The sequence below is a fragment of the Cumulibacter soli genome, assembly GCF_004382795.1.
GTDB classification, from domain to species: Bacteria; Actinomycetota; Actinomycetes; order Mycobacteriales; family Antricoccaceae; genus Cumulibacter; species Cumulibacter soli.
On record NZ_SMSG01000004.1, the window covers coordinates 197,644 to 221,992 of the forward strand.

The window sequence follows — 24,349 nt, forward strand, 5'->3', positions numbered from 1 at the left end:
GCGAACAGGTCACGCCCTCAGAACGGCGCGATCCGGTCGGCGATTCAGACGGTGGCTATCCAGACGCTCTGACTATTCAGACGCTCTGGACGCCGCATCCCCTAGCTTGGCCAATAGCAACGCCTCGGCTGTGGCGGCCCGGGCGAAATCGCCCAGGTGCAGCGACTCATCCACACCGTGCTGACGACTGTCGGGGTCACCGACGGCAGTCACCAACACGACCGCATCCGGAAACACCTCTTGGAAGTCGGCGATCATCGGGATTGAGCCGCCGATCCCCATAAAGACCGGTTCCACGCCGTACGCCGATGCCATCGCCTCGGCGGCCAGCTCGCACACCGGACCCTCGAATGGGACGACGCCGGGTTGCCCGACCTCGCCGTCGGTGACCCGCACACGAGCACCCCACGGCGCGTGCTGTTCGAGGTGTGCGCGTAACGCGGCCAGCGCCTGATGCGCATCGTCGCCGGGCGCCACCCGCAACCCGACCTTGGCCCGCGCAACCGGCAGCAGCGCATTTGCGGCGTCGCGCACCGACGGGGCATCGATGCCAAGCACGCTCACCGACGGCTTGTTCCACATCCGGTCGAACACGTTTCCGTCGCCGAGTTGCTGCACCCCGTCGAGCAGGCCGGCCTCGGCGCGGATCTGGTCACCGGCATCCGGGAGGTCGGTCGGCGGCGCCTCGCGCAACCCGGCGATCGCCACGTTCCCAGCGTCGTCGTGCAAGGTCGCTAGCAGTCGACACAGCGCGGTCACCGCGTCAGGGACGACGCCACCGAACACGCCGGAATGTAACGCGTGATCGAGGGTGGCAACTTCAACGACACAGTCAGCCATACCACGCAATGTCGTGGTGAAGGCTGGTCGGCCTACGGCCCAGTTCCCGGAGTCAGCGATGACGTAGACGTCGGCGCGCAACGCGTCGGAGTGTTGCTGCAGGATCGTGCGCAGCGATGGCGAGCCGATCTCCTCCTCGCCTTCGATGAACAACGTGACACCGACCGGCGGCTTCCCCTCGAACGCCCGTAAGGCCGCAAGGTGGGCGGCGATCCCGCCCTTGTCGTCGGCCGCGCCGCGGCCATAGAGTCGTCCGTCGCGTTCGGTCGCTGCGAACGGCGGCGACGTCCACAAAGCTTCGTCACCAGTGGGCTGGACGTCGTGGTGCGCATACAGGCACACCGTGGGCGCCCCTTCAGGAGCGGGAAAGTGCCCGATCACAGCCGGCTTGCCGCCCTCGGAGACGATCCGGACGTCCGGGCAGCCGATCTCGGCCAACAGCGCCACGACCGCATCCGCGGACGCTCGCACCTGGCGATCGTGTGCTGCAGATGCACTGATCGACTCGATCGCCACGAGCGCCTTCAGATCTTCGATCGTCCGCGGCAGCACCGCAGCGACGGCGTCTTTCAGTTCCGCATCGCTCATGCTCGCTTAGTCCCTCGGCAGCGGGCTGTAGAAAACGATGCCGTTCCCTTGGTTGTCGTACACGACCGCGCGGCGCTCGTGCGCGTCGTTGTATGCCTCTTTGATGATCGCGCCGCCGTTCTCAGCTACGGCTGCCGCCGCCGCATCGACATCGGCCGTCTTGACGCCGACCGCGATCTTGCCGGGGATGGGATGGTCGACCGGCGTGGCGAGCGCCAGCGAGATGGACCCGCCGTCGAGCTGGGCATAATGCGCGCCATCTCGGAACTTCAACTTCATGCCGAGGGTCTCTGTGTAGAACGCGATCGATGCGTCCAGGTCATCGGTGCTCAGCACGACCTGGCGTACGTCATAGTCACTCATCACATTCTCCTTGGTTCAGCGGTTGTCGGCCTACGTGAACCCTATCGCCGGGCAGCGGCACCGTCGACGCGTCGCCACGCACACGTATGCCTATGCGGCGCCTGCCGCACGTGGCCGGCGGACGGCGTCCCGGGGTAGCCCGGCAATCACGTCCAGCTCCACCAACGGGTCATCGACCAGCGGAATGGGCAGTACGCCGGCGACGCACGTGGCCGGACGCAGGTGCGCGTTCCAGTCACCCACGGACGGATCGAGCGCGAGGGCGATCCGTTCTGCTGCAGCGGTACGCAACGCCTTGCGATCGTTCATCGGGCGCACGTGTTTGGGCATGATTCTCGGCAAGATGTCGATCTGCAGCACGAGATCGCGTTGGCTCACGATCATCCGGATCGACTCCAGCAAGGGCTGATCACCGACGTACGCGCCGGCCGTGGTGATCGCTCCATGACGATCCAGCCAGGTGAACGCCACCGGTTGCACCGGCACGTCGGCGTCCACGGCAGCCTGAAACATCGCGGGGAACATCCGGCCGAGACCACGTCCGCAGGTTGTGGTGGCCTCCGGGAAGGTCGCGACGATGCCGCCGGCTCGAAGCCGGGAAGCCACCAGCCGCTCGGTTCGCGCCACGGCACGAGGATTATGACGGTCGATGAAGATCGTGCCGGCGGCCCGCGCCACCGCCCCGATGACCGGCCAGTCACCGATTTCTTTCTTGGAGACCATCGTGACCGGCTGCACCCAGGCGTACGCCATCACATCGAGCCAGGACACATGGTTCGCGACGACTAGGACTGCTTCACCGCCGTCGGCGAAGTCTCGTCGTACGCCGGTGATGCGCACTTGAATCCCTGCTGAATTCAGCAGCTTGCGGTATACCTCGGCGACGTACGCCGGGGTACGTCCCCGCCGCGTGATGACGTCGGTGGCGCGGCGTAGCGCGATACCGAAGGCCCCGGCGATGGCGACCCGAAACAGCGCCAGCAGGCGCATGGCTACTCGCCACCGCGACACCTCGTGACGACACGTCACGCCGCTGCGCGCGCACAGGTGCGGACAGGATTCGAATCGCGACATGACCGCGCCCTATTCCCCGACGAACCGTTTGGCCACGCGCGGATCTAGCGCATGGGTATCGACAAGAATAAATAGGTCGGCGGTGTTGAACTCGGGATCGTACGAGGGCTGCCCGAGCACCTTCGCGCCGAGTTTGAGGTAGGCGCGAAGCAGCGGAGGAATGACAGTCTTGCCTTCCTCGGTGTATCGGTCGTACTCCCAGGGCGTGTGCGGCGTGACGCTCAGTTCGGCCGGACCGCCGTGCTCACTGAGCGCCTTGCGCACGACTCGCGCCGCGTTGTGACGCCCCTCGTCGAGGTAGATGGAGGCGCAGCCGCCCAGGTAACGGTGTCCCGACGTGATCACATAGCGGGCCAATCCGCTCCATAGTTGGCTGAGCACGGCTCCGTTGCGATGCTCGGGCGCGACGCAGGAACGACCGACCTCGACGAGGCTGTGCTGCAGCGAGCGCAGGTTGTCCAGATCGAATTCACTCGAGGAGTAAGACCGGCCCAGCAGTGCCGCCGAGGACGGCGGGAAGATCCGGTAGGTCCCGACGACGTCGCCGTTGCTGTCATCGCGCACCATCAGGTGCTGACAGTAGGCATCCCATTCGTCGAGGTCGCGACCGGCTTCGGCGGTGAGTTGTGCGCCCATTTCCTCGGCGAATACGCGGTACCGCAGCCGTAGCGCAAGTTCGGCTTCGGGTCCGGCCGGGACGATGTGCGAGGAGTAGGAACGGACCGGCGTAGTGGGCGCGGAATGCAGCGCGCCGAGCGTGGTAGCCATGCGATCAGGATGAGCGGTGCGACTGGCCAAACAACTATCGCCACGGTTACGCGCGCATGACGCTTTGACGAATGGCTATCCAATTAGATTGGATTTAATCAATATGCGGTCGGCGCGAGCTGGCCTGCTCACGCCGAAGCGTCGTAGCCCTCCGGTCGCGAATGAACCAGGCAGCGATGGCTAGAAGAGTTTGCCCGGGTTGAGGATCCCCTGCGGATCGAGGGCGTCCTTGATCTGGCGGTGCACCCGCAACCCCAAATCGCCGATCTCCTTGGCCAGGAACTCCTGTTTGATCGAACCGACGCCGTGCTCACCGGTGACCGTCCCACCCATCGACAGGCCGAGGTCGAGGATCCGACCGAACGCATCCTTACTGCGTTCATATTCGGCGCCGTCGCCAGGGGTGAAACAGATCGTGGGGTGCATATTGCCGTCGCCGGCGTGACCGCAGGTTCCGATGACGGTGTCGGTGTCGATGCCGATTTGTTCGCACCCCGCCAAGAACTCGGCGATGCGCGAGCGCGGGACGGCGACGTCGTCCACCAGGGAGCCACCCTTGAGCGCCTCGAGTGCCGGCAGTGCCTGTCGGCGGGCGAACAGCAGCATGTCGCCCTCTTCGGCATCCGTCGTCCGATGCAGTTCAGTAGCACCGGCGGTGCGGCAGCAGTCCTCGATCTGGCTCATTTCACGTTCGGCACGCTCGGCTCCACTGTCACTCTGCGCCAACAGCAGCGCCTTGGTCGACAGGTCGAGGCCCATGTGGTGCTTCGCCTCGACAGCACGCAACGCGGTCTGGTCCATGATTTCCAGTAGGGACGGCACCAGCCCGCAGTCGATCATCGACTGGACCGCCGCTCCGGCGGCATGGAGGTCCTCGAAGGACGCAACCAAGGTCGCCGGGGGCTCGGGCAGCGGGCGCAACATCAGCGTGGCCTCTGTGATCACCCCGAGCGTGCCCTCGGCACCGACGAACACCCGCGCCAGGTCGTACCCCGCCACACCCTTGACGGTGCGTCGTCCGGTCCGCAGCACTTCGCCGTCAGCGAGCACGACCTCCAGGCCCATCACGAAATCGGTGGTCACGCCGTACTTGACGCAGCACAGTCCGCCGGCATTCGTCGACAAGTTGCCGCCGAGGGTGCACCAGTCGTACGAGGACGGGTCCGGCGGGTAGAAGAGCCCGTGGCCGGCGAGTTCCTTGCGGAAGTCGAGATTCACCACGCCAGGCTGGACGCGTGCGTATCGATCCGAGGTGTTGATCTCCAGGATCTGGTTCATCTTCGCCAGCGACAGCACGATTGAGCCGCGGGTGGCGTTGGAGGACCCGGCGAGGCCGCTGCCGGCACCGCGCGGATGCACCGGTACGCCGTACCGCGCGGCAGTCTTCATCACCGTCACAACATCGTCCGTGGTCCGGGCATGAACAACGGCCGCTGGCTGTTCGCTCGGCGCGAGCATCGCCATGTCCCGTGAGTACGCGATCGTGATGTCTGGATCGGTGACCAGCACGCCGTCGGGCAACTCATTCGCGAGTTCCTTCAGCGCGGTGTCGATATCGGGTTCGGTCATGAGGCGCAGTTCACCAAGTCATTCTCGGGTATCTCAACCGTTTGGCCGAAGAAGGTGCATTGGCATTCTTGGGCGCAGTTGGTCAACGAATCACGCTGCCAGTAGATCGCCACGGCCAACCCCAGCACGATCACGACCGTGATCACCTTGCCCAGGATCTTGCGGATAATCGTCGCCGCCAAGATCGCCAAAAGAATGAGGACGCCGATCACGATGATCGACACCGTCTTCACCGTGTTGATGTCCAGTGTCATGGGCCAACGATAGGTCACGCGATCCGCGGCGGCCAACGGGCCGGGGCGGTCAGCACCCGCGCACTAGGCGCTGGTAGGCGGTTGAGTCGGCGGGAACTGCTGGGGCTGAGCGGGTTGAACCTGCGGGTTCTCGGTCGGCTGCACGGCAGGCGGCACGTAGCCATTCGCGATCTGCTGCGGCTCGGATCCGGACTGCCCCGGCGCCGGCTGACGGTAAATGTCTCGGCTGGAGGGCCCCGATCCGGTGAGCGAGGAGAAGTCGGCGCGAACCGCATCACGAGCGCCGACCTCATCGAGCTCGAAGTACTGCTCCTTACCGAACCCGAACATGTTCGCGATGATCATCGACGGAAACGACTCGACGCGCGTGTTCAAGGCCCGCACATTGCCGTTGTAGAACCGGCGTCCGGCGGCGATGCGGTCCTCGGTGTCGGTCATTTCCCGCTGCAATTGCAGGAAGTTCTGATCCGACTTCAGCGTCGGGTAGTTCTCGGCGACGGCGAACAGATTGCCCAGCGTGCCGGAGAGGTTCTTCTCGGCGTTGGCCTGGACCTCGCGGGTCGCTCCGGGAGCGTTGCGCGCAGCGATCGCGTCGCTACGCGCCTGTACGACCGAGTCGAACACCTGGCGTTCGTGCGATGCGAACGCCTTCACGGTCTCGATCAGGTTCGGGATCAGGTCGTAACGACGTTTCAGTTCGACGTCGATCTGGCGCCAAGACTCGGCGACCAGATTGCGCTGCGAAACAAACCTGTTGTACATGGCGACCACCGACACACCGGCGATGACCAGCAGCGCGATGACGATGATCAGGATGACGACACCAGTGCTCACGTCGAGTCCTCCTCGGACAGTTCGATTGCTGCCCACGGTAGTGGACGTCGGGCACTGGTGCCGCGCAAGACGTGTGCCTCAGACGTCAAGGTCGGCGATGGTAAAGGCAGAAACCAGCGGGATACCGGCTTCTTCGATCGCTGGCTTCGCGCCGCGCTCGACGATCAACGCGACCCCTACGACTTCAGCGCCGGCCGCGCGAAGCGCGTCCACGGCCTGCAACACCGAGCCGCCGGTGGTGGAGGTGTCATCGACGGCCAGCACGCGCTTACCCTCGACCCCCGGACCCTCAACCTGGCGCTGCATCCCGTGCTTTTTCTGCTCCTTGCGCACTACACACGCATCCAGCGCGCGGCCTTGCGCGGCGGCGGCGTGCAGCATCGCGGTCGCGACCGGGTCCGCGCCGAGGGTCAGCCCGCCGACGACGTCGTACTCGATGTCCTTGGTGGCCTCCAGCATGACCTTCCCGACCAGCGGTGCCGCCTCGTGATGCAGCGTGACGCGTCGCAGATCGACGTACCAGTCGGCTTGTTTTCCGCTGGAGAGGGTGACCTTGCCGTGGACGACGGCGATCTCGTTGATCAGCTCTAGCAAGCGCGCGCGATCGCTCATCGGTGAACTCCCAAGTGTGGTGTGGTGCGAGATTCGTGCGCTCCCAAACTACCGTCTGCTCAGTTGGGCGGGAGCAGGAGCGTGTCGGTGAGGTAGATCAGTCCGCCGTCGAATGGGATCGCCGAGCACAGCACCTTCGCGGAGCCGTTGAGCATGATGCCGTTGCCACTTGCAGCGGCAGTCAGCACCACGTCGGGAGCGCGAAAGGTTGGCAGCTCAGCACCGGCCAATTCTTCTGGCGCGACTTCGGTGGGCACCAGCGCGTACTGCACGGCGTGAATCCGGCGGTCCGGATCCTCAAGGTCCTCAACGCTCGATTCATCTAACTTTGTCCACGCGGAATCAACCGGCACGAAAGCGGTAACCCCATCGAGCATCCCGTACTTACCGGCGGCCGACTCGTCCTCGGCGAGATACGTAGCGAACGTTTGCGTCGACGGGATCGCGTGCAGCGCTTCGATGAGATCCATCTCGCTGAACGGCGCGATATCACCCACCGCTTCGCACCCCGGACCGGATGGCGGCGGCAACGTCGGCTGGGCAGAACTCGATGACACGCCCGCGCTCGAGTCCGGCGTCTCCTCCTCGGGCGAAGACCCACCGCATCCGGTCAGCGTCACAACGACGGCGAGTACGCCGCCGGTCAACGATCGGCGTACGGCTCGGCTCACGGCTGCTCCCTAGGTCTCGGTGCCCGTCCACGATAAGGCACCGCGAACCACCAAGACCTGAGCGACTCAGCCGACGACGTACCGCGGCAACTGTTCGATAATCGAGTCGAGGTACTGGATCTCGGCATCGACGCGACTCAGGTCGAGTTTCCCGCTGCCAGCCAGCGCGATGTACGGCCCGTTGATGGTGAATCCCGGCGCATCCGCGCTCAACATCCACTGCATCATTCGAGGGTGCAGGACGTCGTACGCGAAGCGTCGTTCACCGGCCACCCGATACTTCTGGTTGAAGTCATCTGACTCGAGTTCGATGTCCTTCATTCCCATGCGGCGCGCGAGCCGACCGAACATCCCCTCTTGGCGCAACTCTAAGCGCGGGAAGCTCTTCGGCAACCCGATCAGCGTCTTATGCATGACGTGGGTCTGCGATTCTTTACCCGACCCGGTCGTCCACTGATGTTCGTAGATCGTGATCGGACGGCCGCGATGGGCGCCGGTCATCACGTGTTTGATTTTGTGCGAGCGACCCTCGCCGTACGGGCGGCCGGTGTCGACGCGGGCCCAGCGGTTGTCGCGCGCGGTATAGGTAAGCGACCGCGCGGCGGCAAACGCATGGATCCGCTTCTTGCGTTGATGCTCGATCCAGAATCCGGCCGCGGCCGCGACAATCATCAAGCCGATGATGAGGATCGCCATTGGACCCTGATTCTTTTCCGCTGCGGCAAGAACGGTATGAGCGTCCATGCAACTCCTTCGTCGCTCGTCGTCAGATCGGCACTGCGCATTAGGTGCGCCGTAGCGTGACCCGGTTCCACCGCAACATGCTCGAGGGGCCCACCGCGTTAGCGGCGAGCCCCTCGGCGACTATGGGTGCGACGCGTCTAGACCAAGCGGGTCGCGGATGTGAAGCTCATGTACTCCATCGGCATGGTGGTGACCGTCTGGCCCGGCTGCGGGGCATGCACGACGGTGCCGTTGCCGATGTAGATCGCCACGTGACCCGGTGCGAACACGAGGTCTCCGGGCTGCAGCGCGCTCAACGAAACTGAGGTGCCGTGACCGGCCTGCGCCTCGGACTGGTGCGGCAGGCTGATACCGATCTGGGCGTACGCCGCCAGCGTCAGCCCGGAGCAGTCGTATCCGTTGGGGCCAGCGCCGCCCCAGACGTACGGCTTGCCCTGCTGAGACAGCGCCCAGTTCACGACGGTCGCGGCCGAGCCACTCGCCTGCGACGACTGCTTGACCTCAGTCTGAGCCTGCTCGGTGGCTTCTTCGTTCTTCTGCTGAGCGGCCTGCGGATCCGCCGCAGCCTGCTGCGCGGCTTCGGTGTCGCCACCCTGCGCAGCCTCGAGCGCGGCGCGCTCCTGCTCGCTCAAATCAGCAAGCTGAGCCTCGAGTTCCGGAAGTTCGGCCTCGAGGTACTCCTTCTTCTCGGAGATGGTGTCCATCGCCTCGGCCGCGGCAGCCTTAGCCGCGTCGGCGGCTTCCTTGGCCTGCACGTCCGCGGACTTGGCCGCATCCAGCGCCTGCAACTTCTCGTCATGGAACGAGTCGATCTGCGACTTGACGTTCGCTTTGTCGATGAAGTCGGACGGCGATTCGCCGGCGAGCAACATGATGCTGGTCGGGGTAGCGCCCGACATGAACTGGTCCGCACCGAGATCGGCAACGACCTGCTGGGCGGAGGCGAGGTCGGACTGCGCCGCCTCCAGAACCTTCGCGGCCTTCTTCTGCGCGGCTTCCTGCTTCTCGTACTCGAGTTTGGCGCCGAGGTACTCCTCGTTCACCGCAGCAAGCTCAGCCTGCTTCTCGGAGATTTCCTCCTGAACGCTGGCCTTGTCTTCCTTGATCGCGTCGGCGTCCGGTTCTGCGAAGGACGGACCGGCGAGGCCCACGAGCATGACGAGTGCGGTCGCCGCGGAGGCAGCGAACAGGTGCTTCTTCGAGGCAGCCATATGGTTGGCGGCACTCCTCTTCCATCTCGACCGCCTACCGAGTTAGCTGACGGATTCGGGCTTGGAAGGTTGCCCTACGACTGGTAGCAACACCAGCCGATTCACCCCATGTGGGAGACCACTGTGGTTCCCCGGCACTTCGGTCCCATCGCTGGTTCCGATGTTTCGGCGGTGCCTCACGCGTCGCTCCGGGTTCGGACGACTTCATCGTGAGACCGGTGCAACGTTACATTCGTAACCAGTTCGTGACAATGATATCTGGGCGTTCTGTGGACTATTTTTCAGCGAATAGGTCACATCTGCCACGGCATCGAGCAACGGTCGGAGTTTCGCAACACGAGACTCCATCCATTTCAGGCTCGAGTCGTTACCTTTCCGGCGCTGGCCAGGATGCGGCGCAGCAATGGTCGCGGGGTGATTCGCGCGAGCGTCATCGCCACCTTGTAACGCGCGGTCGGCACGCTTCGTGTTCGGCCACGACGCAGGTCCTGCAATGACTCGGTCACCACTTGCTCGGGAGTCAGCCACGCCCACGACGGAATCCACGAGGTGTCCATCCCTAGCCGCGGATGGAACGCCGTCCGCACGTAGCCGGGAAACACACACAGCACACGCAGCGGCGTGCCGTGCACAGCCACGGCCAGCGATTCGGTAAACGTCGCGACGTACGCCTTGCTGGCCGCGTATCCGGGACCGGTATCGCTCGGGGTGTACGCCGCCACCGACGACACGTTGATGATGCTGCCGCGGTTGCGCTGCAACATGCCCGGCAATGCCGCATGGCACAGCCGCATCAGCGCCGACACGTTCAGGTCGAGCATGTCCTGCTCGACCTGAGGCGCCGAGCGCACGAACCGGCCGGGGGTACCGGAACCGGCGTTGTTCACCAGCAGAGAGACGTCGCGGCCACGAACCCGATCGGTGACGAATTCCAGGTCGTCGCCGTCGGTCAGGTCGGCAACCATCACTTCGGCCCGACGGCCGAAGGCGCGCACCTCGTCGGCGACCGACTCCAAGGCCGACTCGTGCCGACCCACCAGCGCGATGTCATAGCCGATCGACGCGAGTTGACGCGCGTACTCGGCGCCTATCCCGCTCGATGCACCGGTGACTACCGCCGTAGGCAAGTCGCGTTCCCCCCCCTGGTCCAATTGCTGCGGACCCAGTCCACTTGTTTCGCCCGAACCCACTGCATTGGGTCCGGTCTTTACTGCTCTGGGCGCGGTCCGATCGGTTCGGACCGCGCCCACTACTTCGGCCCGCGCCTACTGCTTCTGATGCGGCTACTGCTGCGGGCCGCGTCTACTGCTTCGGGCGCGGCGCGAACAGTCCCCCGCCTCGGGGACGTCGTCCTGGCATCGGCGGCAGCTCCACCAGTCGGCCCTTCATGAATGCCCAGAAGGTCGCGATTCCCACCACAGTGAGCACGAGCGTGATGACGTTCATGCCACCCTGCATCACCTGCATGAGGTACATGACGGAGATGAAGCCGGACCCGAACATGCCGATGTAGCGCGCCCACGACTTCGCCCGCTGGTAGAAGAACGTGCCCAGCAGCATGACCACGCCAACGCCACCGAAAATGAACGCCTGGTAGCGGAACTGACTCTCCATCGACTCAAGGGTCGAGTACTCGATGTCGTTTTCCGAAAGCATGTCGTCGATCTGCTCAGCCGTCACCGAGTCAGGCTTGGCCACGTTCAGCGCATCCGCGACATTCCCGCTGTTGATATCGCGCGATTCGCCGGCGGTGGTGAAAGCGTCCTTGGCCACGTCGATCTCGTCGTCGGTGAATTCGGCGATGTCCTGGTCTTCCAGGAGTCTGGCGGTGCCCTCCACCTGCGCGCGGTTCGAGTCCGGCACGAGCGCGCTCACGTCCTGCGAGAACGTGAAAATCATCAGCCCGAGCATGATCGCTGCCAGGATCGAGCCGGAGATGACGGCAAATCGCGACGGCGGGAAAGTCTTGCGGCCCGCCGGCTGCGCCTGTTCATCGATCGCCGGAGCGGCGGGGAACTCGTCCCGCGTGTCGGTATCGCTGTCGTCGGTCGACTCCGACCGGTCGGCGCCCGCCGCCTCGGCGTCGGTTCGTGCGCGGATCGCGTCGTCGATCTCGGCCTTCGACGGCTCCCGGGGGACGTCGTCCGGTTCGGGGCTATTCGCTCCGGGGGTGTCGCGATCGGTCACGGATTCTCCTTGTGATGTTCTCCGGCGTACGCCGGTGCGCACTTACTTAGTTGTCGCGGGTCTGCTGGTTCTCGGGGCGGGGCTGCTCGGGCGCCGGTTGATTTCCGTACGCACCGTCTGGATAACCAGGTCCACCGCTGCCCGGGTTGTGCGGCCCGCCGGGGCCACCAGGACCGCTCGGCGGGTATCGCGGCGGCGACGGCCGTAGGTACTCGCGCACGGTCGGCCGGTTGATCAGCGAAATCCCGAGCAAGCCAGAGACGGCGAAGAAAAAGGTCGGCAGCATCTGGGCGCCGGAAAAGAGATTGAGCGCGGCGAGGCCGAGCAGGATGCCGCTGAATGTGAGGCCCACCGGCCGCGCCCACGAACGACGGTCACTGATCGCGTGCGAGGTGAGCCCGTGGCCGATAGCGACGATCAGCGTCGCGATCCCGGACAGGATCAGCAGTGCTTGGATCATGCCGTCGCCGACCTGCGCCGCGACGTCCGCGTCGGCTTCGATCAACGCCTTGCGAAACTCGACAACCGCCTCGGAGACACCCATCAGGCTGGTGACGCCGATGAATACCAGAAATGCCGCGACGACGGTGTACAGGTTGCGGGTTCGTCGCACGTCGATGGGCAGATCGCCATCGGGCGCGGGCTTACGTCCGCCCTGCGTGCGGTCGACCTCATGCGGTGGCGGCGGTGGCGCGCTCGGCGGAGCGGGGCTCGGCGGCGTCGGCTCGCTCACAGTGTCCTTTCGCGACGCGGATGTATCAGTGTTTCTGCGCCCCAGGGTACGTGACGCCTGAATTGATGACAGGGGCAACGAAGTATCAACGACGTACGCCCTAGGTAAGTTCCGGCGAGCACCGCGGATGTGGTCGGGCTGTGCCTCGCTAGTCGTCGCCCGATAGCGAGGCACAGCCCACTGCGTCCGGCTTTAGGCCGCGGACACCACTGCCTTCTTACTGACCACGAGTCCGTCGGCACCGGCGTCGACCAGTACCGTGTCGCCGTCGACGACACCGCCGGCCAGTAGCAACTTCGCCAACTGGTCGCCGATCGCCGACTGGATCAACCGGCGTAGCGGCCGGGCGCCGTACAACGGGTCGAACCCGTCCAACGCCAGCCATTCGCGGGCCGCGTCGGTGACCTCCAACGTGAGGCGCCGGTCTTGCAGGCGGTGAGCCAGCGTTTGCAGCTGAATGTCGACGATCCGGGTCAACTCGCCACTACCCAGGCTGTCGAAGACGACCACCTCGTCGAGACGGTTCAGGAACTCAGGCTTGAAGTGCCCGCGAACCACTGCCATCACCGCATCCTTCTTCGCGGCGTCGTCCAGCTCCACGTTCATGATCGCCTGCGACCCGAGGTTGCTGGTCAGGATCAGGATCGTGTTGCGGAAGTCGACGGTGCGTCCTTGGCTGTCGGTGAGCCGGCCATCGTCGAGCACCTGCAGTAGTACGTCGAACACGTCCGGGTGCGCCTTCTCCACCTCGTCCAGCAGGACGACGGTGTACGGGCGACGCCGTACCGCCTCGGTCAGCTGCCCGCCCTCGTCGTACCCGACGTAACCGGGCGGGGCGCCGACAAGTCGCGCGACGCTGTGCTTTTCGGAGTACTCCGACATATCGATACGGGTCATCGCCCGCTCGTCGTCGAAGAGGAACTCCGCGAGCGCTTTCGCCAGCTCGGTCTTACCGACGCCGGTCGGTCCGAGGAACAGGAAGCTGCCGGTCGGGCGGTCCGGATCGGCGATACCGGCTCGGGCCCGGCGGACTGCGTCCGCGACGGCCTGCACCGCGGCTCGCTGACCAATCACACGATGGCCGAGTTCGTCCTCCATGCGCAACAACTTCGCCGTCTCGCCCTCGAGCAGTCGACCCGCCGGGATGCCGGTCCACGAGCCAACCACCTCGGCAATGTCGTCGGCCGACACCTCCTCCTTGAGCATCAGGTCGCGACCCTGCTGAACGTCGGCGGCCTCCTCGATCTGCTTCTGCAGCGCGGGGATACGGCCGTACCGTAACTCGGCGGCCTTAGCCAGATCGCCGTCGCGTTCGGCGCGCTCCTCTTCACCGCGCAGCGCATCAAGCTGCTCGGTCAGCCCGCGGGTCGCTTCGATGGCGCCCTTCTCCTGCTGCCAGCGAGCGGTCAGCTCGTTGAGCTGCTCCTGCTTGTCCGCGAGGTCCTTGCGCAGCGCCTCCAGGCGGGTCTTTGATGCGGCGTCGTCCTCCTTGGACAGCGCCATCTCCTCGATTTCCAGGCGTCGTACGACGCGTTCGATCTCGTCGATCTCCACCGGTCGGGAGTCGATCTCCATCCGCAGGCGCGAAGCAGCCTCGTCAACGAGGTCGATCGCCTTGTCCGGCAGGAACCTGCTGGTGATGTAACGATCAGACAGCGCCGCTGCGGCGACCAAGGCCTGGTCCAGGATCCGTACGCCGTGATGCACTTCGTACCGATCCTTGAGCCCACGCAGGATGCCGATCGTGTCCTCAACCGATGGTTCGCCGACCAGGACCTGCTGGAAACGGCGCTCCAGGGCCGGATCCTTCTCGATCCGCTCCCGGTACTCATCGAGGGTCGTGGCACCCACCATCCGCAACTCGCCGCGCGCGAGCATCGGCTTGATCATGTTGCCGGCGTCCATCGCACCTTCACCGCTCGCGCCGGCACCCACAATGGTGTGCAGTTCGTCGATGAACGTGATGATCTCGCCCTCGGACTCGGTGATGTCCTGCAGTACGGCCTTGAGGCGCTCTTCGAACTCACCGCGGTACTTCGCACCGGCGACCATCGAGGCCAGATCCAGACTCATCAACCGCTTGCCCTTGAGGGATTCGGGGACGTCACCGGCCACGATCCGCTGGGCCAGGCCTTCGACGATCGCGGTCTTACCGACGCCGGGCTCGCCGATCAGCACCGGGTTGTTCTTGGTCCGGCGCGACAACACCTGCACGACGCGACGAATTTCCGCATCACGGCCGATCACCGGGTCGAGCTTGCCGGAGCGGGCGCGTTCGGTCAGGTCAACGGCGTACTTCTGCAGCGCCTGGTACGAGGATTCCGGATCAGCGCTGGTCACCCGCCTATTGCCGCGGACCGTCTTGAACGCATTGATCAACGCGTCCGGCGTTGCGCCGTTATCGGTCAATGAGCCCCGCGCGTCGCCGCCGTGCTGAGCGATCGCTGCCAGCAGGTGCTCGGTCGAGACGTACTCGTCATTCAGGCTGCCGGCGAGTTTCGTCGCGGCGTTCAGCACGTCGAGCAGGCCCCGGCTAGCGGCAGGCGCCGCGGTCGTCGATCCGGTCGCACTGGGTAGCCGGCCGATCTTCAGCTGGGCATCGGTCAGTACTGCCTGGGCATCAGCACCGACCGCCTCAAGCAGCGGTCGGGCAATCGCGTCGGACGGCTCGATCAACGCGACCAGCAAGTGCAACGGCTCGAGTTGGGGATTACCGTTCTCGGCCGCCATCCGCTGGGCAGCGGCGAGCGCTTCCGACGACTTGGTGGTGAGTTTCTGCTGGTCCACGTAGGTCTCCTCGAAAGTCGCGGTTGGCTAAAGGCGTGGCCGCGGGTTACACGGCGACACCTATGCAACGCTTTACAAAGTTGAGCCTATTCCGCTCAACTTGAAATTGGCGACTTCTCGTCTTCAAGCAACCCTTTCGCGATCGCGGGCGCGTTCGAATGCGCTGACGTGTGCCGCCAAAAACGCAGAGAAATCGGTAGGGCATCGCTCTCTGCACGATGCGCCACCGATTTTGCTGCGTGTTTTGCGGACTGTGCGCTGTCGAGTGCCCCCATGCGGCGTGTCGTTCAGGGCCAAGGATTCCTGCACTACGGCGATCGCGTCGACCTGCCGGACAGGCGCGCCGCCCGAGTGCGCCGTCGAGTGCCGCCAAAAACGCAGAGAAATCGGTAGGGCATCGCTCTCTGCACGATGCCCCACCGATTTTGCTGCGCGTTTTGCGGCGTGCGCGCTTTCGAGCGCAGTGCCCATTACTTCCGGGACTTCGGTCTCCGGCGCGGGCTTCGGTCCGCAGCGCGGACTTCGGTCTCCGGCGGGGACTTCAGTCTGCAGCGCGGGCTTCGCCATCCGGAGTGGTGAGAGTTCCCCACTCCGGATCGCCAGGTCCGCTTTCGCCGACGATGCCCGCACCTCACGCCAATTAGCCCCAGGTCGCGGCTGCGATCAACTCGGCTGACCGGCGCGCCGGCGGACCTCTTGCAGAAAGGCCTTCGGATCATCGGCGTACAGCGCGATTGCGTCGACCACCACCGGTCCCCTCGGTACGTCGATGCGCGTCGGTCGTTCGAGTTCGATCAACAGGTTTGTCGCGTCGTTCATCCGCAGGTAGTACGTCGCCGCGCCGTCCGCGAGCACCAACGGCGGCGCCTTATCGATCCTCGTGGTCGTAGCCCGCTCCACCGAGGTGATCTGCTCCCAGCTGAGGTCCAGGTCGATCGCGGCGCCGCTACGGACCCGAATCCCAAAGTCCCCAACGGCGTGCGGCCTGTTCAGCAAGCCGGCGACCATCGCGAGTTGCAGGACGATGCCGCCGATACCGAGCACGAGCAGCGGGATCCGCACGGCTGTCCATTGGTGTACGGCGACGTCGACCACCACTGTCTCGATCACCGAAACGATCGTGATGACTATGAAGACCGGCAGGAGTTGTTGGTGATATCCGAATCCGGAGGCTCCACGCGGTATGCGCGGGCGGCGCGCTAGCCATCGCCAGAGATTCACCATCCCGGTAATCGTGAGGATCCACGACACATGGACCCATCCGCGGCGCGACAGGTCGTCGCGGGGTGTGGCGACCCCACCCGACTCCAATACCCCGCCGCGCGGCTCCGAACGCCCGCCGGCGGCGCGAGTCGCCTCGCCCATGCCTACGGCAGAGGACGCACCAAGGGCATCAGCAGCGCGAGTCGCGACGCGCTCGTCGAGCAAATTCGATCTCCCGTCAGCGGCGTGAGTCATCGCGCCTATGTCGACGGCCGAGGCCGCATCAAGGGTGTTAGCCGAGCGAGTCGCGCCGCTCCTGTCGACCGACCTCGATCTCCCGTCAGCGACATGAGTCGCCTCGCCCGCATCAACGGCCGAGGCCACATCACCTCCGTCAGCGACTTGAGTCGCGCCGCTCCCATCGAACGACCTCGATCTCCCGTCAGCGACATGGGTGCACTCGCCCGCATCAACGGCCGGGGCCGCATCACCTCCGTCAGCGACTTGAGTTGCGTCGCTTCCATCGAGGTCGGACGCGGGGATTGAAGGTCCACGGGCTGCGCTTACCGGTGTCACGGTCTCCGGCGAGGCGTTGCCGACCGATGCGTGAGCTGCGGTCACGTTTAACCGAGTGAGGTCTTGCAGCGTCGCATCTGTCGCGATTCGGGGTTCCAAGGTCGCGCTTAGGTCTTGCAGCGTCGCATCTCTCGCGATTCGGGGTTCCAAGGTCGCGCTTAGGTCTTGCAGTGTCGCGCCTGTCGCGATTCGGGGTTCCAAGGTCGCGCTTAGGTCTTGCAGTGTCGCGTCTGTCGCGATTCGGGGTTCCAAGGTCGCGCTTAGGTCTTGCAGTGTCGCGTCTTCCCCGCTTCGGGGTTCGAGGGTCACGTTTCCTGCAGTGCTGGTTTCTACGATCGGGCCAGGGTCAGCGAGCGGGCCGCGCGTCGCGAATGAGCGCATCAGGACATCCGCCGCAACAGGCGCAGTGCCACCTCGCGCTGGGCCGGATCCGGCACGAAGAACACCATGTCCTCAGCCGAGGGCAACTCCGGGATCTCCAGGCCACCCATGCCATCCGCGCCATCCAGACCGTCGGAACCACCCATCGCGTCCACACTCACGAACATCGCTCGAACGGCGGGAGCGGCAAACATCGCATCGACGAGAGCCGCTATCTCCGGCTCGACATCGCCAACCCGCTTCCCTTCGATAGCGGCGAAGTCAGCGCCGATGCGCAAGGCCTCCGCGAGTTGGACGGGATCCTCGGCGAGCGCGGCGTACGCCCGCACCATCTCCTCGCGCAACTCTCCCGATAACGCGAGGACCTCCAGCATCTCCCGATCGCGTTCAATCACCGCGCGCTGCGGCCCCTCAGCCGCGTCGGCAACATGGTCGAGGGCAGCGGACAGCGTCGTCGGCAACGCCGACAGTGCCCGCCGCTCATCGACCGCATCGCGAATCTGCGCCAGCGCGGCTAACTGACGATTCAACCGGTCACGTTCGGCTTCAATCGTCATCGCGACCAAGGTCAAGTCACGCGATAGCGCAACTGTCGATTCTGCGTCGGGACCATCGGCATCCCGGTCGTCGGCGTCCGACTCGCGCAGGATGTCGGCGACCTTGCCCAGCGGTACGCCGGCACGGGTCAACCAGGTAATCCGCAGTAGCCGCACCAGGTCCGTGAACTGGTACTCGCGGTAGCCGTTGGATCTACGTTCGGGCTCTGGCAGCACCCCGAGTTGGTGGTAATGGCGTATGGCGCGAGCCGTCGTACGACCCGCCTGGGCGAACGCTCCGATCTTCATGCTTCCATGATCAACCTTGACGCTACGTCAAGGTCAATAGCGGAATCGACCTCTCGCGAGCCTATTCTGCCGAGGCTTGCCGCAGCAAAAAGCGCTGAACCTTGCCGCTAGGAGTCTTGGGCAACTCCGTCACAAAGTTCACCTTGCGCGGGTACGCATGCTTCGAATACTGATCGCGCACCAGTCTCTGCAGTTCTTCGGCGAGCTCCGGCCCCGGCTCAGACCCGGGCATGAGCACGACAAAGGCCTCCACCATCTCGCCGCGTACGCCGTCCGGATCAGGACGCCCCACGACCGCAACCTCGGCGACCGCCGGATGCGTGACGAGGACACTTTCCACATCGAACGGCCCGATCCGGTAACCGGCCGCGAGGATCACGTCATCATCGCGCGCGTTGAAGAAGAAGTAACCATCGTCATCGACCCGGCCGGTGTCGGCGGTCAAGTACCAGGCGCCATCCGCACTGAAGCGTTCAGCGGACTTCGCCGGATCGTCGACATATCCGGAGAACCACAGTGCGGGGCTGGCCGCGACGTCGATCGCGATCTGCCCGTCGACGATATCGGCGGAGATTCCCGGCAGCGGGATCCCCATCGAACCTTCCTTGAGCGGACGCGCCACGGCCGGGTGCCACAGGTTGCAAATCACCATGCCAAGTTCCGTCTGGCCGTAGTGATCGCGCACCTCAATACCGAAGTTGGCCTTCGCCCACGACACGACATCCGGAGTCAGCGGTTCACCGGCAGAGGAGGCACGGCGCAGCGGGTACGCCGCATCGGCGGAGGAGGCTCGGATCGCGCGGTACATCGTTGGAGCGCCGCAGAAGTTCGTGACACCGAACTCGCGCATGATCTGCATCGTCTGCACCGGTTCGAAGCCGCCGGTGAACATCAAGCTGGTGCGCTTGGTCAGCATCGGGCCGATGAGCGAATAGAACAGCCCGTATGCCCAACCCGGATCGGCCGCGTTCCAGAAGACGTCATCCTCGGCAACATCAAGCGCGTAGTGCAGATATGAGTGAAAAGTAGCCAACGCGCGGGTAGGGATCGGCACGCCCTTGGGCTTGCCGGTCGTTCCGCTGGTGTAGAGCTGCAGGAAAATCCCGTCGCCGCCAATAGCGACACCCTTCGCGATCGGCTCAGCGTCCTTCGCCGACACAACGAGTTCATCGACGTCCAGGACCTCGACGTCCAGCGGATCGACTTTCTCGCGCTGCGTGGCATCGGTAATCAACTGCCGCGCGCCGGAACCCTCAACGCGCATGGCGATCGCGCCGGTCGCGAAGGCAGTGAACAGCGGGACGTGCACCGCCCCGAGTCGCCACAGCGCCAGCAGCGCGACGACGAGTTCCGGGCGCTTACCGAGCAGAACCGGCACGCGGCTGCCTTCGGTGACGCCGCGCCGCGCGAGCACCGTCGCCAGACGCCGTGATGCATCAGCCAGTTCTCCGTAGGTGACGCCGTACGACGACAGATCCTCATCGACAACGGTGAAGGCGCGGTCCGCGGCGGGATGCCGATCACACAAGAGGTGCGCGATATCGGCGTCGGGCGCGCCGTACGTCGCCATCCACTCCTGCAACTGCTGATCTGTTCCGGTCATAGCCACCCCTTTGTCCCGCTGAACTCGGCCAATTCTCCCCCATCCAAGCGCCGCTCGTCGAGCGGCGTTCGCCCTCTGGACCATGCCGGCGCCGAGGGCAACGAGCGGCTACCAGATGCGGACGCGATCGGAGGGGTCGAGCCAGAGTCCGTCGCCGGCACGCGTGCCGAATGCTGTGTGGAACTCGTCGAGATTCCGCACGATGTTGGCGCGGAACTCCGGCGGACTGTGCGGATCGATCGTCAAGAACTGAAGTTCCTGCTCAGTACGCCGTTTCGTGCGCCACACGTACGCCCAGTTGGTGAAGAGTCGCTTCGACCCCTCGATATCAGCGAGATCACCATCGTGCGGTGCGCCCAACGAAATCTGGTAGGCCTTGTGACCGATCGTGAGCCCACCCAGGTCGCCAATGTTCTCGCCTACGGTCAGAGCTCCGTTGACTTTTTCATCGGGCAGGTTGCGCGGCGAGAAACCGTCGTACTGCGCGATAAGTGCCTTCGACTTCACCTCGAATGCGGCCTTGTCGTCGGGGGTCCACCAGTCGTTGAGGTTCCCGGCGCCGTCGTACTGCGCACCTTGGTCGTCGAAGCCGTGCCCGACCTCGTGGCCAATCACCGCGCCGATACCACCGTAATTCTCGGCGGGATCGGCGTCCGGTGCGAAGAACGGCTTCTGCAGGATGCCCGCCGGGAAGCAGATCTCATTGGTGCCTGGGTTGTAGTACGCGTTTACGGTCTGCGGCAGCATGAACCATTCGTCGCGATCAACCGGCGAGCCGATCTTCGCTAATTGCCGGTCGGTCTCGAAGGCTTCTGCCGCGGCGACATTGCCCATCAGATCGTCCGCGCGGACCTGCAGTGCCGAGTAATCGCGGAACTTTTCGGGGTAGCCGATCTTCGGCCGGAACGTCTCGAGCTTCTCGAACGCGCGCTGCTTGGTCTGCTCGGTCATCCAGTCGAGGGCCTCGATCGACACCCGGTAGGCCGTCAGCAGGTTGGCGACGAGTTCGTCCATCAGCTCCTTCGAGCGGGGCGGGAAGTGTCGGGCCACGTATTGCTCGCCGACGGCCTCGCCGATGGATCCCTCGACGAAAGAGACCGCGCGCTTCCAGCGAGCGCGCAACTCAGGCGTGCCCGACAGGGTACGGCCATAGAAGTCGAAGTTCGCTTCGACGAACTCGTCGGTGAGATACGGCGCCGCGGAGCGCAATACCCTGCTGAGCAGGAATGCTCGCGTCTGTTCAATCGGGGTCTGCGCCAGCACCGCCGAGAGGTGCTCCACGTAGGACGGCTGGCGGACGCAGACCTCGGCAAGCGTTTGCTCGTCACCACCGAGCGCTGTGATGTAGCCGTGCCAGTCAAAGTTCGGCCCGAGAGCGGTGAGTTCGTCGTACGACTTCAGGTTGTACGTCTTCTGCACATCGCGGGTGTCCGCGCGCTCCCAGTGACCTGCCGCGAGTTTGGTCTCCAACTCGAGCACCAACGCGGCGGTACCGGCAGCATCGTCGATACCGCCGAGCGTGAACATCACCTGCAGGTACTCGGCGTACTTCGCACGGATCTCGGCGAACTTGTCCTCGCGATAGTAAGACTCGTCCGGTAGCCCGAGCCCGCCCTGCGTCACGTGCACGAGGTAGCGGTCCGAGTTTCGGTCGTCGGTGTCAATGTAGGAGCCGAACAGGCCCGATCCACCCACGCGCTCCAGTTCACCAAGGAACCGCGCCACACCCTGGACGTCCTCGATCTCGCCCACAGCCGCAATCGCCGGGGCGATCGGCTCAATCCCGCGCTTGTTCACCTGTTCGGTGTCCATGAACGACGCGTACAGCGCGGCGATCTTCGCGCCGTTCTCGCTCAAAGTTCCCGGGTCGGCGTCCGCCAGATCCTGGATGATTTCGCGCACCTGCTGTTCCGCGGTGTCAGCAAGTTGCACGAACGGACCCCAACTGGAGCGGTCACTCGGGATCTCGACAGTATCGAGCCACTGACCGTTGACGTGACCGAACAAGTCGTCCTGGGGTCGAATATCGGTGTTCATGCCCTCGCGGGCGTCATCAAGAATGCTCACCCCGATGACACTAGTTCGATCCGGCGACACACGCTGGCGTCCTCGCTGCCGATCCGGTTCGAAACGAGCTCCCAGCGCCGTGACGAGTGGATTATCCCGATGCCTCGTCCCTCAAAGCCTGTTTTGAACCGCAGGTCAGCCGATCTGGTCGCGACGCGGGCATAGCATCGCGATATGACTTCCGCTGAGTTCGATCCTGCAGACCTCCTCGCAGCCAGCCGCATCGGCGTACTCGCCACCATCAAGGTAAACGGCATGCCGCAACTGTCGCCCGTCACCCCGTACTTCGACAGGGACGCTGGGGTGATCCTCATTTCGGTGACCGAGGGCCGCGCCAAGACCGCCAATCTGCGCCGGGACCCGCGTGCAGCACTAGAAGTGACCAGCAAGGATGGCTGGGCGTGGGCTACTGCGGAAGGACCGGTGACACTCACGGGACCGGGCTTGTCGCCCGACTCTGCCGAGGTCGAAGCTCTGGTCGATTACTACCGACGCGCTGCCGGTGAACATCCCGATTGGGACGAGTATCGCCGCGTGATGGTCGCTGATCGGCGCGTGCTGCTGACGTTGCAGGTCACCCGGACGTACGGCGACAAGATTCGCTGACCCGACCCCCGTCAGCCACGCCCGGCTCGGCCGGCGCGTGGTTGACGAACGGGTGGCGGCACCGCTCAGGTTCGGTGCCGCGAGTTAGTCCTTGATTCGGACGACGGACTTGCCGAGAGTCTTGCGGTTATCCATGTCGATCAGGGCCTGACCGAACTCCTCCATCGCGTAGACCTTGCCGATCGGTGGCTTGATCTTGCCACTCGCCATATGCGGCATCAGGTCTTCCCACTGCTGACGTTGGAAGCCGGGCGTGATCGCTGCGAACGCCCCCCAGCCGACACCGCGAACGTCGATGTTGTTCAGCAGGAGGCGGTTCACCTTGACCTCGGGGATGCCCTGGCCACCGGCGAAACCGACCACCATCAACCGTCCCTGCGGCGCGAGCGAGCGCAGCATGTCGGTGAAGATATCGCCGCCGACCACGTCGATGATCATGTCGACGCCACGGCCGTCGGTCAGACGCTTGGCCTCATCCTTGAAGCCGTCCAGCAGGATCGCCTCATCTGCGCCGGCGTCGCGGGCTACCTGCGCCTTCTCCTCATTGGAGACAAGCGCGATCACGCGGGCGCCGTATACCTTGGCGACCTGGATCGAGGCGGTGCCGACGCCCCCCGCGGCACCGTTGACCATCACGGTCTCGCCTTCTTTGAGCTCACCGCGCTCGACGAGGGCGAACTGGGCCGTGAGGTAGTTCATTGGCAGCGCGGTCGCCTCCTCGAAGGAGATCGCATCCGGCAGCGGGAACACCGAGGAGGCCTTAATCGCAACGCGTTCTTGCGCACCACCGTGCGAACTGGCGCCGACGACTCGCTGGCCTGCCTTGAAGCCGTTGCCGTCCGCAACGACGTACCCGGCGTAGTCCGCACTCAGGGTGAACGGAGGCTCCGGCTTGACCTGGTACATGTTTCGGCTCAGGAGCAGGTCCGGGAATGCGACACCTGCACGGTGGACGTCGATCAAGACTTCGTCCGGGCCGGCCGTCGGCTCGGGGATGTCGTTGATGACCAGGGCTTCGGGACCGTCATAGTTGACTACTTGAACAGCACGCATGACCCGAGGTTACTGACCGCTCGTTCAGCTGGCGATTCGGGCCCACGATCTGGCACTCCACACCCGCGAGTTACGGCTCGCGCTGTGGCCGGTAGCGGGCATGCGCTCCCCTACACTGAGCTGATGGCTGACGTGCCCTTTCCCCGAACTAGTGCCCCCGCGAGCCGCGCGCTCGCGTCCGCGGGTTACACCCATCTCGGGGAATTGGCCGGCGTGCCGATGCGCGATGTTCTCGCGCTGCACGGTATGGGTCCGAAAGCGATCGGGCTCCTGCGTCGCGCGATGACTGAACATGGTTGGGAGTTCGCCGACGACGATGCGAGTGTGGGCGCGAGGGCCGGCGGGCTGGTGGCGATCGAAGATGGACGTAAGCCCGAACGTAACGCAAACGCGACCGAGCCGACCGGCATCGAACCCGCCGCCTGGATCTCAGCGCTGCCCAAGAAGCGTCAACGCGAGGACGGTGCGGCGCTGTTGACGTTGTTCGCCGACGTCACCGGCGAGGACCCCGTGATGTGGGGACCGTCAATCGTCGGGTACGGCGCGGTGCACTACACCTATGAGTCAGGCCGCGAAGGCGATATGCCGCGCGTCGGTTTCAGCCCTCGATCAGCCTCCAACTCGCTGTACGGGCTCAGTGGTCACGACGACGTATTGGCACGCCTGGGTAAATACCGCGCGGGCGCCGGCTGCCTCTACATCAACAAGCTCGCGGACGTCGAGCAGGACGTGCTGCGCGAGCTCATCGCGCTCGGCTGGCGATCCAACGCACCGTGAAGC

At 64.8% G+C, this 24,349-nt stretch carries 22 protein-coding genes and 1 riboswitch; of the genes, 2 read left to right on the forward strand and 20 right to left on the reverse strand.

All coding sequences use genetic code 11. The features are described from left to right. Positions 1-72 precede the first annotated feature (72 nt). The 19 genes from E1H16_RS10425 to E1H16_RS10510 all read right to left on the reverse strand — a co-directional run bounded on the left by E1H16_RS10425 (position 73) and on the right by E1H16_RS10510 (position 21,910). Positions 73-1,428 (reverse strand): dipeptidase, encoded by a 1,356-nt coding sequence (locus E1H16_RS10425; protein WP_134323813.1) that lies wholly within the window; start codon positions 1,426-1,428, stop codon positions 73-75. Between the two features lie 6 nt (positions 1,429-1,434). Beyond that, positions 1,435-1,791 carry a VOC family protein gene (locus E1H16_RS10430; protein WP_134323814.1) on the reverse strand — a complete coding sequence of 119 codons (357 nt, stop codon included), beginning with the start codon at positions 1,789-1,791 and terminating at the stop codon, positions 1,435-1,437. A 90-nt stretch (positions 1,792-1,881) separates the two neighbouring features. Next, positions 1,882-2,865 carry a lysophospholipid acyltransferase family protein gene (locus E1H16_RS10435; RefSeq protein WP_134323815.1) on the reverse strand — a complete coding sequence of 328 codons (984 nt, stop codon included), beginning with the start codon at positions 2,863-2,865 and terminating at the stop codon, positions 1,882-1,884. A gap of 9 nt (positions 2,866-2,874) precedes the next feature. After that, positions 2,875-3,633 (reverse strand): GNAT family N-acetyltransferase, encoded by a 759-nt coding sequence (locus E1H16_RS10440; protein ID WP_134323816.1) that lies wholly within the window; start codon positions 3,631-3,633, stop codon positions 2,875-2,877. A gap of 180 nt (positions 3,634-3,813) precedes the next feature. Further along, positions 3,814-5,202 (reverse strand): FAD-binding oxidoreductase, encoded by a 1,389-nt coding sequence (locus E1H16_RS10445; RefSeq protein WP_134323817.1) that lies wholly within the window; start codon positions 5,200-5,202, stop codon positions 3,814-3,816. Further along, positions 5,199-5,456, reverse strand: a complete 258-nt coding sequence (locus tag E1H16_RS10450) for a hypothetical protein (RefSeq protein WP_134323818.1) — start codon at positions 5,454-5,456, stop codon at positions 5,199-5,201. The genes E1H16_RS10445 and E1H16_RS10450 overlap by 4 nt, the downstream gene beginning before the upstream one ends. 63 nt (positions 5,457-5,519) lie before the next feature. After that, positions 5,520-6,290: a LemA family protein gene (locus E1H16_RS10455; RefSeq protein ID WP_134323819.1), complete on the reverse strand. Its 771-nt coding sequence runs from the start codon at positions 6,288-6,290 to the stop codon at positions 5,520-5,522. A gap of 78 nt (positions 6,291-6,368) precedes the next feature. Further along, positions 6,369-6,902 (reverse strand): orotate phosphoribosyltransferase, encoded by a 534-nt coding sequence (gene pyrE, locus E1H16_RS10460; RefSeq protein ID WP_134323820.1) that lies wholly within the window; start codon positions 6,900-6,902, stop codon positions 6,369-6,371. Between the two features lie 59 nt (positions 6,903-6,961). After that, the gene (locus tag E1H16_RS10465; protein WP_134323821.1) at positions 6,962-7,573 is read right to left on the reverse strand and encodes a fasciclin domain-containing protein; all 612 of its coding nucleotides are present in this window, start codon (positions 7,571-7,573) and stop codon (positions 6,962-6,964) included. Positions 7,574-7,639: 66 nt separating this feature from the next. After that, positions 7,640-8,317, reverse strand: coding sequence for a hypothetical protein (locus E1H16_RS10470; protein WP_134323822.1), 678 nt, complete (start codon positions 8,315-8,317; stop codon positions 7,640-7,642). Positions 8,318-8,454: 137 nt separating this feature from the next. Further along, positions 8,455-9,528, reverse strand: a complete 1,074-nt coding sequence (locus E1H16_RS10475; protein ID WP_134323823.1) for a C40 family peptidase — start codon at positions 9,526-9,528, stop codon at positions 8,455-8,457. Positions 9,529-9,544: 16 nt separating this feature from the next. Next, positions 9,545-9,709: riboswitch (cyclic di-AMP (ydaO/yuaA leader) on the reverse strand. Positions 9,710-9,881: 172 nt separating this feature from the next. After that, positions 9,882-10,655, reverse strand: a complete 774-nt coding sequence (locus tag E1H16_RS10480; RefSeq protein ID WP_166741710.1) for an SDR family NAD(P)-dependent oxidoreductase — start codon at positions 10,653-10,655, stop codon at positions 9,882-9,884. A 175-nt stretch (positions 10,656-10,830) separates the two neighbouring features. After that, positions 10,831-11,715 carry a hypothetical protein gene (locus tag E1H16_RS10485; protein WP_134323825.1) on the reverse strand — a complete coding sequence of 295 codons (885 nt, stop codon included), beginning with the start codon at positions 11,713-11,715 and terminating at the stop codon, positions 10,831-10,833. Positions 11,716-11,761: 46 nt separating this feature from the next. Continuing rightward, a complete protein-coding gene (locus E1H16_RS18385) occupies positions 11,762-12,448 on the reverse strand; it encodes a hypothetical protein (protein WP_166741693.1) in 687 nt (228 codons plus the stop codon). Positions 12,449-12,640: 192 nt separating this feature from the next. Further along, on the reverse strand, positions 12,641-15,235 hold the full coding sequence (clpB, locus tag E1H16_RS10490) for an ATP-dependent chaperone ClpB (RefSeq protein WP_134323826.1): 2,595 nt from the start codon (positions 15,233-15,235) through the stop codon (positions 12,641-12,643). 663 nt (positions 15,236-15,898) lie between these two features. Beyond that, the gene (locus E1H16_RS10495) at positions 15,899-16,693 is read right to left on the reverse strand and encodes a hypothetical protein (RefSeq protein ID WP_134323827.1); all 795 of its coding nucleotides are present in this window, start codon (positions 16,691-16,693) and stop codon (positions 15,899-15,901) included. A 701-nt stretch (positions 16,694-17,394) separates the two neighbouring features. Continuing rightward, positions 17,395-18,240, reverse strand: a complete 846-nt coding sequence (locus E1H16_RS10500) for a MerR family transcriptional regulator (RefSeq protein ID WP_134323828.1) — start codon at positions 18,238-18,240, stop codon at positions 17,395-17,397. Positions 18,241-18,301: 61 nt separating this feature from the next. After that, a complete protein-coding gene (locus E1H16_RS10505; RefSeq protein ID WP_134323829.1) occupies positions 18,302-19,843 on the reverse strand; it encodes an AMP-binding protein in 1,542 nt (513 codons plus the stop codon). A gap of 108 nt (positions 19,844-19,951) precedes the next feature. Then, positions 19,952-21,910 carry a M13 family metallopeptidase gene (locus E1H16_RS10510; protein ID WP_134323830.1) on the reverse strand — a complete coding sequence of 653 codons (1,959 nt, stop codon included), beginning with the start codon at positions 21,908-21,910 and terminating at the stop codon, positions 19,952-19,954. 174 nt (positions 21,911-22,084) lie between these two features. On the opposite strand from E1H16_RS10510, the gene E1H16_RS10515 reads away from it, so the two are divergent. Beyond that, positions 22,085-22,516, forward strand: a complete 432-nt coding sequence (locus tag E1H16_RS10515; protein WP_134323831.1) for a PPOX class F420-dependent oxidoreductase — start codon at positions 22,085-22,087, stop codon at positions 22,514-22,516. Positions 22,517-22,600: 84 nt separating this feature from the next. Here the strand turns inward: E1H16_RS10515 and E1H16_RS10520 are convergent, their stop codons facing one another. After that, positions 22,601-23,569, reverse strand: coding sequence for an NADPH:quinone oxidoreductase family protein (locus E1H16_RS10520; RefSeq protein ID WP_134323832.1), 969 nt, complete (start codon positions 23,567-23,569; stop codon positions 22,601-22,603). Positions 23,570-23,692: 123 nt separating this feature from the next. Here E1H16_RS10520 and E1H16_RS10525 point away from each other — a divergent pair, with 123 nt between their 5' ends. Then, on the forward strand, positions 23,693-24,346 hold the full coding sequence (locus E1H16_RS10525) for a DUF1801 domain-containing protein (RefSeq protein WP_134323833.1): 654 nt from the start codon (positions 23,693-23,695) through the stop codon (positions 24,344-24,346). Positions 24,347-24,349: the final 3 nt, after the last annotated feature.

Coding starts and splice junctions, on each gene's coding strand:
- E1H16_RS10525 (WP_134323833.1), top strand. CDS start 23,693: ATGGCTGACGTGCCCTTTCCCCGAACTAGTGCCCCCGCGAGCCGCGCG.
- E1H16_RS10495 (WP_134323827.1), bottom strand. CDS start 16,693: ATGACTCACGCCGCTGACGGGAGATCGAATTTGCTCGACGAGCGCGTC.
- E1H16_RS10440 (WP_134323816.1), bottom strand. CDS start 3,633: ATGGCTACCACGCTCGGCGCGCTGCATTCCGCGCCCACTACGCCGGTC.
- pyrE (WP_134323820.1), bottom strand. CDS start 6,902: ATGAGCGATCGCGCGCGCTTGCTAGAGCTGATCAACGAGATCGCCGTC.
- E1H16_RS10435 (WP_134323815.1), bottom strand. CDS start 2,865: ATGTCGCGATTCGAATCCTGTCCGCACCTGTGCGCGCGCAGCGGCGTG.
- E1H16_RS10515 (WP_134323831.1), top strand. CDS start 22,085: ATGACTTCCGCTGAGTTCGATCCTGCAGACCTCCTCGCAGCCAGCCGC.
- E1H16_RS10475 (WP_134323823.1), bottom strand. CDS start 9,528: ATGGCTGCCTCGAAGAAGCACCTGTTCGCTGCCTCCGCGGCGACCGCA.
- E1H16_RS10520 (WP_134323832.1), bottom strand. CDS start 23,569: ATGCGTGCTGTTCAAGTAGTCAACTATGACGGTCCCGAAGCCCTGGTC.
- E1H16_RS10430 (WP_134323814.1), bottom strand. CDS start 1,791: ATGAGTGACTATGACGTACGCCAGGTCGTGCTGAGCACCGATGACCTG.
- E1H16_RS10425 (WP_134323813.1), bottom strand. CDS start 1,428: ATGAGCGATGCGGAACTGAAAGACGCCGTCGCTGCGGTGCTGCCGCGG.
- E1H16_RS10450 (WP_134323818.1), bottom strand. CDS start 5,456: ATGACACTGGACATCAACACGGTGAAGACGGTGTCGATCATCGTGATC.
- E1H16_RS10505 (WP_134323829.1), bottom strand. CDS start 19,843: ATGACCGGAACAGATCAGCAGTTGCAGGAGTGGATGGCGACGTACGGC.
- E1H16_RS10470 (WP_134323822.1), bottom strand. CDS start 8,317: ATGGACGCTCATACCGTTCTTGCCGCAGCGGAAAAGAATCAGGGTCCA.
- E1H16_RS10500 (WP_134323828.1), bottom strand. CDS start 18,240: ATGAAGATCGGAGCGTTCGCCCAGGCGGGTCGTACGACGGCTCGCGCC.
- E1H16_RS10445 (WP_134323817.1), bottom strand. CDS start 5,202: ATGACCGAACCCGATATCGACACCGCGCTGAAGGAACTCGCGAATGAG.